The 12,317-nt window shown below is 48.5% G+C and carries 11 protein-coding genes; 8 read left to right on the forward strand and 3 right to left on the reverse strand.

The features are described 5' to 3' along the window. Nucleotides 1–84: 84 nt before the first annotated feature. The 6 genes from Q371_RS20375 to Q371_RS20400 all read left to right on the forward strand — a co-directional run bounded on the left by Q371_RS20375 (nucleotide 85) and on the right by Q371_RS20400 (nucleotide 7,349). Nucleotides 85–2,169, forward strand: coding sequence for a sensor histidine kinase (locus Q371_RS20375; RefSeq protein WP_034344025.1), 2,085 nt, complete (start codon nucleotides 85–87; stop codon nucleotides 2,167–2,169). After that, on the forward strand, nucleotides 2,162–3,457 hold the full coding sequence (locus Q371_RS20380; protein ID WP_034344027.1) for a hypothetical protein: 1,296 nt from the start codon (nucleotides 2,162–2,164) through the stop codon (nucleotides 3,455–3,457). The genes Q371_RS20375 and Q371_RS20380 overlap by 8 nt, the downstream gene beginning before the upstream one ends. A gap of 37 nt (nucleotides 3,458–3,494) precedes the next feature. Further along, nucleotides 3,495–4,709, forward strand: a complete 1,215-nt coding sequence (locus Q371_RS20385) for a tyrosine-type recombinase/integrase (protein ID WP_034344028.1) — start codon at nucleotides 3,495–3,497, stop codon at nucleotides 4,707–4,709. 224 nt (nucleotides 4,710–4,933) lie between these two features. Further along, nucleotides 4,934–6,559: a tetratricopeptide repeat-containing diguanylate cyclase gene (locus Q371_RS26120; protein WP_051964905.1), complete on the forward strand. Its 1,626-nt coding sequence runs from the start codon at nucleotides 4,934–4,936 to the stop codon at nucleotides 6,557–6,559. A gap of 56 nt (nucleotides 6,560–6,615) precedes the next feature. After that, on the forward strand, nucleotides 6,616–6,963 hold the full coding sequence (locus Q371_RS20395) for a guanyl-specific ribonuclease (RefSeq protein WP_034344029.1): 348 nt from the start codon (nucleotides 6,616–6,618) through the stop codon (nucleotides 6,961–6,963). Beyond that, complete coding sequence (locus Q371_RS20400) at nucleotides 6,960–7,349, forward strand: barstar family protein (RefSeq protein ID WP_051964907.1); 390 nt, start codon at nucleotides 6,960–6,962, stop codon at nucleotides 7,347–7,349. The genes Q371_RS20395 and Q371_RS20400 overlap by 4 nt, the downstream gene beginning before the upstream one ends. A gap of 130 nt (nucleotides 7,350–7,479) precedes the next feature. On the opposite strand, the gene Q371_RS20405 is transcribed toward Q371_RS20400, so the two are convergent. Together Q371_RS20405 and Q371_RS20410 are read right to left on the reverse strand one after the other, a co-directional pair. After that, nucleotides 7,480–7,770, reverse strand: coding sequence for an antibiotic biosynthesis monooxygenase family protein (locus Q371_RS20405; protein ID WP_034344030.1), 291 nt, complete (start codon nucleotides 7,768–7,770; stop codon nucleotides 7,480–7,482). A 326-nt stretch (nucleotides 7,771–8,096) separates the two neighbouring features. Continuing rightward, nucleotides 8,097–9,638 (reverse strand): 2-isopropylmalate synthase, encoded by a 1,542-nt coding sequence (locus Q371_RS20410; RefSeq protein ID WP_034344031.1) that lies wholly within the window; start codon nucleotides 9,636–9,638, stop codon nucleotides 8,097–8,099. Between the two features lie 329 nt (nucleotides 9,639–9,967). Here Q371_RS20410 and Q371_RS20415 point away from each other — a divergent pair, with 329 nt between their 5' ends. Together Q371_RS20415 and Q371_RS20420 are read left to right on the forward strand one after the other, a co-directional pair. Then, nucleotides 9,968–10,360, forward strand: a complete 393-nt coding sequence (locus tag Q371_RS20415) for a hypothetical protein (RefSeq protein ID WP_034344032.1) — start codon at nucleotides 9,968–9,970, stop codon at nucleotides 10,358–10,360. 178 nt (nucleotides 10,361–10,538) lie between these two features. Beyond that, nucleotides 10,539–12,062 (forward strand): alpha/beta hydrolase, encoded by a 1,524-nt coding sequence (locus tag Q371_RS20420; protein WP_034344033.1) that lies wholly within the window; start codon nucleotides 10,539–10,541, stop codon nucleotides 12,060–12,062. Nucleotides 12,063–12,125: 63 nt separating this feature from the next. Here Q371_RS20420 and Q371_RS27605 read toward each other — a convergent pair. Then, the coding region (locus Q371_RS27605) for a hypothetical protein (protein ID WP_034344034.1) at nucleotides 12,126–12,317 on the reverse strand (192 nt) is incomplete at its 5' end.

Raw genomic sequence — 12,317 nt, forward strand, 5'->3', positions numbered from 1 at the left:
GCGAGTTGTCGCTGTGATAAATAATTTTCTAATGTAGTTTATGCCTAATTTAAAATTGTCTTTTGAGTACTTGGAGGTTAAGACATGGCAGAAATAAGCAAAAACTTCGAAGTCGATGCTAGGATGATACCACTTTTGGGTGATCATTTAATAAAAGATCCAAGTCTTGCTGTATTTGAGCTTATTAAAAATGCTTATGATGCTGATGCGGCGACTGTTTATGTAGATTTTATTGATTTTGATGATCCAAATAAGGCAAGAATTATTATATCTGATGATGGAACTGGAATGAATTTAGAAACTATAAATAATGTTTGGCTCAAATTGGGTATTAACCATAAAATGAAATCTCTATTATCAAATACTAGAACCACAAAATACCATAGACTTCCTTTAGGTGGTAAGGGAATAGGTAGATTTTCCGTTCACAAGCTTGGAAGGAAAATTACTTTGCATACGAAATCTGAAAATGATCCTGAAATTTCCCTAAAGATTAACTGGGAAGAATTCAATAGAGATGTAGCTTTACATGACATACCTGTTGTAATAGAAACAGATTTAAAATATCAATTTGCTCCGGATCAAACTGGAACATTTATAGAAATAAGTTCACTTCGAGATGAATGGTCTGTGGGCCAAATTAAAAATCTGCACAATTCCATCGCTTCAATAATCTCTCCTTTTAAAAATAAGTCTGATTTTAATATATATTTCAACATTGATCCTATGCCAGAGGGATATGTTCCACCTCTCGGACTAGAGAGTATAAGGGAATTTGCCTTATTCCACATTAGAGGAGTCTGTAATGAGATAAATAATAGGATAAAATACGTTTATGAATATAAATTCCAACCATATAAAAATATGCTCAATAAGATTAGTCCCCGTTATGCTGTGAGTGAATATATGGATATAAAAGTCAAAAAAGGTGAGCAAATACCTGATACATTGAAGGGTATTGGAAAATTTGAATTCGAGTTCATGATTTTCGATAGAGATAATTATGTAATTAAGCTTTATAATGGTAATAAAAAAGATCTAAAAGATTATTTAGATCAAAACGGCGGTGTGAGAGTCTATAGGGATGGTATAAGAATTTTCAATTATGGCGAAAAAGGTGTTGACTGGCTTTCGCTCGATGTTAATAGAGTTAATTCGCCAACAAAAAGGATTAGCAATAATATAATTTTGGGTTCTATAAACCTGAGATACCCCGATAGTGAAGGCCTGATTGAAAAAACTAATAGAGAGGGTTTCATTGAAAATGAAAAGTATGATGCGTTTACTAAAATTGTTGCTAGTATAATCAGTGATATCACATTAGAGAGAAATAAAGATAAAGATAAAATTAGGATGTATTATAAAACCAGTAAGATCAATAAGAACCAAGAAGATCTATCCAGCGAATTTAAAGAGCTTAGAGAAATGATAAATAGTGGCGAATCTAAAGAGGCTATAGATCAGCATATAAAATATATGGAATTTAAATATAATGAATTTAAAAGTAGTATTACCAGTGCCGCTCAAATTGGTGCTGGATTATCATTAGTAATACATGAAGTAGAGAAGGGTATATCTTCGATCAGGCAACTTTTCGAGGAGCAGTACGATTATGAAATTATTAGAGAAAAGGTTTATGATATTTCCAAAATAGTAGATAATTTGTCTGGATTTATAAGAAATGATAATAAAAAGAAGGAAAAATTAAAAAAAATAGTTGACCAGTCAATTTTTAATTTGCAAATTCGAATGAAGAGGCATGGTATTAAATTAAGCAAGGTATATGACGAAAACATATCTGGAATTGAAATTGATGCTTTTAGAATGTTGATGATATCTATTACAAATATAATAGAAAATGCCGTATGGTGGACATCAAGATATTCTGAAGATAAAATGATTTATATTGAAATAACAGATAGAATTAATGGAAATCCAATGATAATTATTGCTGATTCTGGCCCAGGATTTATTGATGAGGAGGAATACTTGATCCGCCCATTTTTTACTAGAAAGCCTGATGGCATGGGGCTAGGTTTGTTCTTGGCAAATGAAGTTATGGAAGGAAGAAGAGGAGCTCTTAGATTTTCTGACAGTAGAGAAGTTCAAATACCTGAGATTTATAAGGGAGCAGTCGTAATTCTTGACTTGGGGGAACATAATGCTTGAGTACTTTCGCGAAAGTAAAGTTGTCTTGATAGATGATTCTAGAGATCAAGTTGAAAATATAATAAAATTTCTTAGTTTAAAAGGCATAGCTTGCAATTATATAGAAAATTACTCGGATTTAGAAATTAAATTTAGTGGAGTACGTTTTTTAATTCTAGATTTATATTTAAGCACTATTCAGGATGGCTTTGATCCTCTTTTATCATCTCTAGATGTAATATTACCCGAAGATATTGGTCCAGTTGTTATTTTGATATTTAGTAATCATTCTGATGATATAGATAAATTTAAGATCGCTCTTAAGGAATACTTACCTAGATTAAAATACTATAAAATACGAGCTCTCGATAAGGAAAGAATCAACAGGAATCCTACTATTCTTGAGGAGGAAATGAATAATCTTATCAAAAGCGAAAGTATTTTTGATATACAATTAAACTGGGAAAGTGAAGTCGCAAAAGCTGTTCAGGGAGTAAGTAATAGATTGTATAGTAATGTTATAAAAGAACAGAATAGTGATAAAATGTTTGCAAAAATTGTATATCACTTTATGGGATCTAGAGGAAGTAAAGAAGATAACATTGAATTATATAGATCTATATTAAGATCTTTCACGCTATTAATAGGCGATGAGATAGACTGCTGTGATTATAATAATAACTTAGATACATTTATGAATAATGTTAAATTATTAATTAATGAATCTAAAGGTTATAGTATTGAAGAATCCGAAAAAGGCAAATTGAATTCATCAATCAATGTAATACAAGCTAAATCTATGAGTCATCAGTTTGGTAGTCTATACGTCTGCTCGGACTGGGATCCAAATATAATCAGTGAATATGAAAATGACTTAATTACTGATATATTCAAATTTGATAGTATTGATTCATACGATAAATACTGTTCTGATCAGGATGTTAATAAAAATGATATTATATCTGTGATCATGGATATTTCTCCCCCATGCGATCATGCACAAGATAAATTAAAACTGCATAAATTCGTCATGGGTATTCTTGTGAGCGAAGGAGCTTATGAAAAAATTAAATCAAAAATTAAAAAAGCTGATAGTATATTTAAGTGGATTAAAATTAGTATAAATGGTTCGGAAAAAATTAGAGAAGGCAATTATTATTTAATATTCAATCTTTCCTTCTCTTGCAGCTTTCATTTTTCTAAAGTAAGAGAAAAAAATCCAATATTACTTGTTAGAAACGAACCGGCTTTGCATATAAAAAATAAATACTTGTCTTACTTTTCTAGGGTGGGGGATGTGCAGTTTTAGATAAGTACTGATAATTTGGAGGTTTAACAACTCGAGTATGAATAAACGTGGTCACGGCGAAGGTACAATTGGCAAGCGTCCAGACGGCACTTATTACGCTTCCCTGATGGTGGGTTACCAGAAAGATGGGAAACCCTTGCGCAAGTGGGTCTATGGCAAGACCCGCAAAGAAGTGCAAGCCAAACTGGACCAGTTGAAGGAACTGAAAAAGCGTGGGGTCACCACAGACCTCACGCTGGCTGGCTTGATGGACAGGTGGCTGGACTTCAAAGCCTCGCAGGTCAGACCGGCCACGCTGGAATCTTACCGGATGCTTCTGGACCAGTATGTCAAACCAGAGATTGGTGACATCCGGCTGGACAAACTGACTGCTTTGAACTTGCAGGAGTTTTATTCAAAGCTGCCGTCTTTGTCTCAGCAGAAGAAGGGCAAGGAGCGCAAGCCTTTGTCTGCCCGGACGTGCAAGTACGTGCACACCCTGATCAAGGGCATTCTGGATCAGGCGGTCCGGTGGGATTTGCTCTGGCGGAACGTGGCCGACCAGGTGATGCCTCCAAAGGCAGAGAAGAAGGACGTGGAGTTCTGGGATGCAGAAGAGGCCATGCGCTTTCTGGAGGCCTGCAAGAGCCACCGTCTGTACCCTTTGTTTTACCTGGCGATCACCACGGGTTTGCGGCGTTCTGAGCTGTTGGGTGTCCGTTGGGAGGACATCGACTTTGCCAGAGGTTGGTTGAAGATCCGCCATGCGGTCAAGCAGGGCATGCGGGGTGTGCCCACAGAGGTCAGCAAGCCCAAGACCAGAGCAGGGGAGAGGACCATTGCTCTGGGTGAAGACATGCTGGATCTGCTCAGGCAGGTGCCCAGAGATCCCAGCGGTTGGGTGTTTGCTTCTGAAGCAGGAACCCCCATAGAGCCCCGCAACCTGAACCGGGTGTTTTACGACCTGATCCAGAAGGCAGGGGTGCGCAAGATCCGCTTGCATGACCTGAGGCATTCTTATGCTTCTCTGGCCATCCGCAGGGGCATTCCGGTGAAGACGCTGGCGGAGCGTTTGGGCCACACCGATGTTTCATTTACCCTGAACACATACGCCCATGTTTACGATGAACAGCGGCGTGCTGCAGGTTTGTCTCTGGCGGATCTGGTGCAGGAACCCGTACAACAATCTGTACAACAATCCCCACAAAAAACCGATGAAAACCCCGAAAAATCGGAGGAAACAAAATCAAAAAAACGTTTTTTTGGACAATGAATTACGTTATTTAACAAATTTCGGTTCAGGTTCTGCCCGAGCTTTTAATCACTGGGTCGTAGGTTCGAGCCCTACACAACCCACCACAGAAACCCCCGAGGATTCCTCGGGGGTTCTTGCTTTTGCAAATGTCAGGGCTTTTTGCTGTATCATCCTGCGTCCACTTCATCTGGTGAATCATCACACCCAGAGCCTTTGCCGTGTGCTACGCTCTTTTTATCCTTATGCCACGCCCTGTTGCCCTCCCTGAGCCCCTCAACCATTGGATCACCGAAGCTCAGGCGTGGACCTACCAGGAGCCGCAAAAAGCCCTGGACTTTGCACGTCAGGCAAGGGTGCTCCTGACCGAACAGGCCCCTCTGGACGTGCAACTGGAGGTTCGCAGGTGTTTTGTGAACTGCCTTTCCAGCGCAGGTGAAAACCACGAAGGCTTGCGTGAGGCGTGGGAACTGCTGGCTCTGGCTGTGGAAGCTGGAGACGTGCACACCGAAGCCACCGCCGATCAATTGATTGCCACCATGCTGTCCAGCATCGGGCAGTACGAGCAGAGCTTGCCTTACTTTCAGGAGGCCCGCAGGCTCAGTGAAAGTCTGGATGAGGAGCAGTTTGCCATTGCCACCCTGAATCTGGCAGACACCCTTGAGAAACTCGGGCGCATGACCGATGCCGAACACACCTACCAGAGCGTGCTGGATTTGCCTGCCCACCATCCACAGGTGCAGGTGGTGCAGTCTTATGCCCGTCTGAGTCTGGTGGATGTGCGGGTGCTGGAGTTTGAGATGGCGGTTTTGCCCGTGTCGGCTCTGGAGCCTGAAGTGCCGGTGCTCCGTCAGGTGGCTGAAGAGGCCAGAGGGGCCAGAGACCGGTTTCTGGAACTGTATGCCCACAGTCTGGCCACACGGTTGCTGATTCACCTGAACCGTTTGCCTGAGGCCGAAGCGCACTTTGCACAGTCCTGGGCCATTGCTCAGGAGTTGGATCAGCCCACGGCATGGGCCAGTGCTTACGAGGCCAGAGCCTTTCTGTACTGCCTGCAAGACGACCACACCGAAGCCATGCAGTCTTTTGAGGAAGCCGCAAGGCAACTGGAACAGGTGGGCACCAACGGGGAACTCCTGCAACTGCTCAATTCTTACGTGCGTTACCTGAGGTTCTGGAAGCAGCACGAGAAAGCTTTCGAGGTGCTCTGGAAGCTGCACACCCTGGACCGTTCCGTGCGAACCGAAGGGGTGATTTTGCAGGCCCAGATGGTGGCTTTGCAAGGCCAGATCGAGGTGGAACGCAAAGCCAACGAGTTGCATGTGCAGCACGTTCAGGAGCTGCAACACCTGCAAAAACAACTGCAAGAGCAGAACAAGCTGCTGGAAAAACTGTCCCGAGAAGATGAACTGACTGGGGTTTTCAACCGAAGGCATGCCGTTCACTTGCTCCGTGAAATGGGTGCCAGCACCGGGTGTGCCCTGCTGCTTTTCGATGTGGACCACTTCAAGAAGGTCAATGACCTTTTTGGCCACAGCATGGGGGATGCGGTTCTGAAGGGCATCGCAGACATTGTGCGCCTGCACCTGCAAGAAGGGGATGTGTTTGGCCGGTTGGGTGGCGAAGAGTTTGTGGTGGCCCTGCACACCCCGTGCCTGATTCAAGCAGAGCAACTGGCTTGGAGGCTGTGCAAGGCGGTGTCCGAATCCAGATGGCCCGGCATGGGAGACCGCAATGTCACCCTCAGCATTGGGGTGACCCTGTTCACCTCTGGAACGCTGGAGACTGCCCTCCACATTGCCGATGAAGCCCTCTATGAAGCCAAAGGACAGGGCCGCAACGGTGTGGTGACAAGGCCTGCCAGAGTCTGAGGTCTTCCTGACAAAATGCATTTCCATCCCTGCGCGGCTTGGTATAAGCTGGACGCATGGGTCTGAACAAGAGATGGCTGCTCGGGGTGCTGCTGGTGCTGACCTCCTCGGTGGGGTGTGCCAGAGATGTGCCTGCTGTGAAACTGTCACAGCTTCCCAGAGAAGTCCAGAACACCTATCAACTGATCCTCAAGGGTGGCCCTTTTCCTTACCGCAAAGACGGTTCGGTGTTTCAGAACCGTGAGAAAAGATTGCCGATCCAGCCTGCCAATTACTACCGTGAGTACACCGTGCCCACACCCGGCGAAACCGACCGGGGTGCCCGGCGCATCGTCTGTGGCCCAAAGCTGGACTGCTTTTACACCAGCGACCACTACCGTTCATTCCGGAGGATCCTCAAATGACCGACCTCAGCCTGAACACCCTGGAAGATTGCGGCATCCTGCCCCTCCACACCGATGAAGCGACCCTGCGCACGGAAGCCCTGCAAGAAGGTTATGCCTTCATGTGCGTGGATCTGGGCATCGTCACCGAAAAACAGGATCTGCTGTATGCCTTTGCCTCAGATCTGGAATTCCCAGAGTACTTCGGACAGAACTGGGATGCCCTTTCTGATTGCCTGATGGACCTGTCGTGGCGTGAAGCCGAGGGTTACGTGCTGGTGCTGGAAGGCACCCACCACCTTGAGGAAGCCCTCGGGGAAGATTACGACATCCTGATGGAAATTCTGGAGGAAACCATCAAGTTCTGGCAGGAGCAGGACACGCCGTTCTGGGTGTTTTTGACCTGAGGGTTTACAGGCCGAGGGCCAAGGGCAGAAAGCAGAAGGCTCTGCCGAGAGCCGAGGGCAAAAACAGCCAAGGTAGAACAACTGTTACCACCTACGTAGGGGCGAGGCATGCCTCGCCCGTTTTTCTTCCTCAAAACACTTGAACATAATGTTCAACTGTTGGAAAAGGATCATAGAAATGGTGCAGCAAGGCTTTCCACTGTTGATACTCTGGACTGCCCCTGAAACCCACCGTGTGGTCTTCCAGAGTCTCCCAGCGCACCAGCAAAACATACTGGCTGTCCTGCTCCAGACATTTCTGCAACCCGTGGGAGAGGTACCCTTTCATGCCCGAGATGATGCTCTGGGCCTGTTCAAAAGCCTGCTCGAATTCAGACTGTTTGCCGGGAATCACGTTCAGAATGGCCACTTCAAGGATCATGGGGTGATTTTAAAGGGTTTGATGGACAGCTGTGAGGAGAAGTCTGGGCCTGGGAGGGTTTACAGTCAACAGTTCACGGTAGACAGCAAGCATGTTCTTCAAACACATGGCACAGGTCATGTGGGTGTGTTTTAAAAAACATGTCCATTGCGTGCGGGAGCAACCATTCTCGCTGTCTTGCCCTGAAAACGTGCTTGCGGGGCGGCCCGCGTCGCACTGGGCGCTGTGAACTGTCCACTGTAGACTGTAAACTTCTGGCAGCATCAAAAAAGCGCGGAATGTTCCGCGCTTCTTGTTGGCTTTTGAAGGCTGAAACCTGACCGCTTTTACAGGCTTTCTGCGGCGTCGGTGGCCACTTTGGTTTTGCCCATTCCGGCCACAATCTGGTTGATCACGCGGATCCATGCCCGGGCAGAAGATTCCACCACGTCAGTGGCAACGCTCTGGCCGGTGATGTGCATGTTCTGGTAGCGGGCAGTGATGGACACCTCTCCCAGAGCTTCAGAACCACGGGTGACGGCCTGAATGCGGTAGGTGTCCAGCTCTGGGGTGATGCCGGTGATCTGGTTGATGGCACTGAAGGCGGCGGCCACAGGTCCATCTCCGTGAGCGGTGGCTTCCACGATGCCCTCTGGCGTAGAGAGGCGCACGAAGGCCACAGGGGTGATGTTCAGGCCCGAGGTGATCTGGAAGCCTTGAAGGGTGAAAGTCTGGGGAACGTCGGTGCGGGCCTCGACCAGTGCGCGCAGGTCATCGGCGTAAATCTGGCCTTTGCGGTCTGCGAGTTCTTTGAAGCGGGCAAACAGGGCATTGATCTTCTCGTCAGTGAAGGTGTATCCGAGGTCAGAGAGGGCTTTTCTGAACGCGGCGCGGCCCGAGTGCTTGCCCATCACCATCACGGCGGCTTCGCGGCCCACCAGTTCGGCGTTCATGATTTCGTAGGTGTCTTTGTGCTTGAGGACCCCGTCCTGGTGGATGCCAGACTCGTGTGCAAAAGCATTGTCTCCGACGATGGCCTTGTTGGGCTGCACGGGCATTCCGGTGAGGCGGGACACCAGACGGGAAGCGCGGTACAGTTCGCGGGTGTTGATTTTGGTCTCGGCGTGGTACCAGTCTTTGCGGGTGTGGATCGCCATCACCACTTCTTCCAGAGAGGTGTTTCCAGCCCGTTCACCGATGCCGTTGATGGTGCACTCGATCTGGGTGGCTCCGTTTTCCACAGCAGCAAGGCTGAGGGCGGTGGCCATGCCAAGGTCATCGTGGCAGTGGGTGGAGATGGCCACGTTGCGTCCGGCCACCACATCGTCGTAAATGGTGCGGATGATGCGTCCGTATTCGTTGGGAGAACCGTAACCCACGGTGTCGGGGATGTTGATGGTGGTGGCTCCGGCTTCAATGGCCACGCGGTAAAGCTGGTACACGAACTCGGGGTCGGCGCGCATCACGTCCTGAGCGCTGAATTCCACATCGTCGGTGAATTGCAGGGCAAACTGGATCATCTCGTGGCTGAGTTCCAGAATTTGCTCGGGGGTTTTCTTGAGCATCTTCTCCAGGTGAATTTTGGATGCCGAGGTGAACACGTGGATGCGGCGCTTGTCGGCGGGCTCAAGGGCCATGGCTGCACGTTCGATGTCGGCTTTGTTGAGGCGGGCCAGAGAGCAGATCACCGGACCGTGCACCTCCTGAGCGATGCGCTGGATGCACTCAAAGTCGCCGGGGGAGGAGATGGCAAATCCCGCTTCGATGATGTCCACACCCAGACGGGCCAGCTGGTGGGCAATTTCAAGTTTTTGTGCGTGGTTGAGGGCCACGCCGGGGGATTGTTCGCCGTCACGGAGGGTGGTGTCAAAAATCTTGATGTGTCTCATCTGGGTGCTCCTTTAGCAGGTGTGAGAAACGAAAACCCCCGAGTGCCGCGTGGGCTGCCTCGGGGGTCGGGGATTCAAGGGTACAGGAAACCTGCGCTACACTCCCGCCGAGTCAGCGTTGGTTGGTAGTAGGCTTCCGAAGTTCTGCATTAGTGCCATGGTAGCGCGTGCCTGTGTGGGGGTCAAGCTGGAAGGGGACATGTGGGCCGGTTTGTATATATGGGCTTCTGAGCGAATTGGCCAGAATTGAGGTTTTGTGGCTCGGGTGCACAACAGGTTGATATGCAAATTCAATGGATTGTTTTATGCTTTTGACATAAGGAGGGTTTGTGAAGAACCAGACTTTCTCTGCAATCTTTGAGCGTCTGAAAAGCATTTTGAAGGCCTATGAGGGGCCAATGGTTGAGCACATTTCGGTGAATGGTGCTTTGCAGGGCCAAAGCTATGAATTACGTGATCCGCAGAACGATGGGTGGTACGGTCAGTTTGCCATTTTGAGGGTCCATGAAAAGCACGTCAGCCTGATGGTCGGACCTCTGGGCATGGAAAAGGGCCTCACCAGAGACCTGAGCCCTGCTTTGCAAAAGGCTTTGCACGGCAAAAACACCTTTCACCTGAAAACTGCGAATGAAGCGGTGTTTCAGGAGCTTTCCCATGTCATTGAACGGGCGTTTGCTTACTACGAAGTTTTTCATATGAATGACCCATTCAGCGTGTCCTGAAGGGGCAAAAATAAATTTTGATGTCAAGGAAGCTTGACAAAAAGTTTGGCTTCCTTTACTCTGAATGTCAAGGAAGCTTGACCTGATCAGGCTTGCCGATCTTTCCCATTCCCAAAATTGAAACCGTGCAGCACAGGGTTTTCCCTGTGAAGGCCAACTGTTGGCTCTGGAGGACTTCATGAACAAAACCAAACCCCGCAAAAAACCTTCCATCAAACACTTCATTGTGATTGCCATTGCCATCTGGGCAGCCATGGTTTCCGCCTCACATGGCAAAGCCGCTGGCATGACCGAGAGCGAATGCAACTTTGGCGCCCCTTTCCCACCTGCAAAAAACCACACCCTGCAATGTGGCTACGTTGAAGTTCCAGCAGACCATGCAGATCCCAAAAGCACCCCCTACAAACTGCATGTGGCCCTCTACAAATCCACCCTGACCAACAAAAAGGCAGACCCCATCATTGTGCTCAACGGAGGCCCCGGACAGCGCACCGCCAGCATTGCCCCTGCCGCCAGTTACATGGTGGAGGCCCTCGCCCCAGAGCGGGACCTGGTGTTCTTCGATCAGCGTGGCGTGGGTGCTTCGCAGCCTTCTCTGGACTGCCCCGGTTTCTGGGACAAAGCCACTGAATTGCAGTCTCTGAGCATGACCGAGCAGAACCAGCAAATGCTGAACCACCTGCAACAGTGCTTCACGGATCTGGAGAAAGCAGGCGTGAATCTGGGCACCTTCAACACCTTGCAAAGTGCGGACGATGTGGCCCTACTGATTGAAGCCCTTGGAACAGAAAAAGCCAACCTGTACGGGGTGTCTTACGGTTCAAGGCTGGCGCAGGAAGTGATGCGTCGCCACCCCGAGAAACTGCGCTCTGTGGTTCTGGATGCCGTGGTCAGCACCCGTGCCAACTACATCCAGAACCGTGAAAGCACGGTGACCCAATCCCTCAGAACCATCCTGCAACGCTGTGAAGCAGATCAGGCTTGCAACACCGCCCATCCCAACCTGAGCACCCGTCTGGAAAATCTGGCTGAACGGCTCGACAAAGAACCCCTGAACATCAAAGTGGCAGACCTGAAAACCGGGCAGGCTCTGGACGTACCTGTCAATGCTGCCACCTTTGGAGGCACCCTCACCCTGATGCAGTACACCACCCCTCTGGTGCTCAACATCCCTGCTTACATTGATGCAACAGACAAAGGCGACCTTGAAGTCTTGACCATTCTGGTGCAGTACACCCAGAGCATGGTGGGCCTCAGCAGTGTGGGCATGCAGTTCGCCTTTGCTTGCAATGAGCAAATCCCTTTCTCCAAACCTGAAGACCTGCAAGTGGACCGCCCCATCAAAGCCATTCAGGCTTCCTTTGCAGATGTGGCCATCACCTATGCCAGAGCCTGTGAAGGTCACCAATGGAACGTGATCCCTGCATCTTCTCTGGAACCTGTCCAGAGTGACATCCCTACACTGGTGCTCTCTGGAGAACTGGACCCTGTGACCCCTCCCACTTATGCCCGTGAAGTGCAAGCTGCACTGAAAAATTCCACACTGGTCACTTTCCCTGACGGCGCACACGGCACTTTTGATCCCACCCCCGGCAACTGTGCAGGCACTCTGGTGGAGGCTTTCCTGAACGATCCTCTGGTCCCCTTGAACCCAGAGTGTGCAGCAATCAAGCATCCATTCTTGATTGCCCCCTCAAAATAAAACCAGAAGACACTGAAACCAGAGGCATTCCGAAAAGGGATGCCTCTGGTGCTCTGGACGGGGTTAGTTTTGGGCTTTGGGTTGGTAACCCATGTGCACGCAAATGGTGTTGAAGGGTTTTTGCTCGATCACGGAGAACTGAAAGACCCGATATTGGTTCAGGTATTCAAATTCTTCGGTCCAGAGGTTGCCTTTTTGTTGCCAGTTGCCTTTGGCGCGGAGCCCGAGTGTTCTGGGTCCGCTGGAATTCAGAGC

Source organism: Deinococcus misasensis DSM 22328, from assembly GCF_000745915.1.
Lineage (GTDB): Bacteria > Deinococcota > Deinococci > Deinococcales > Deinococcaceae > Deinococcus_C > Deinococcus_C misasensis.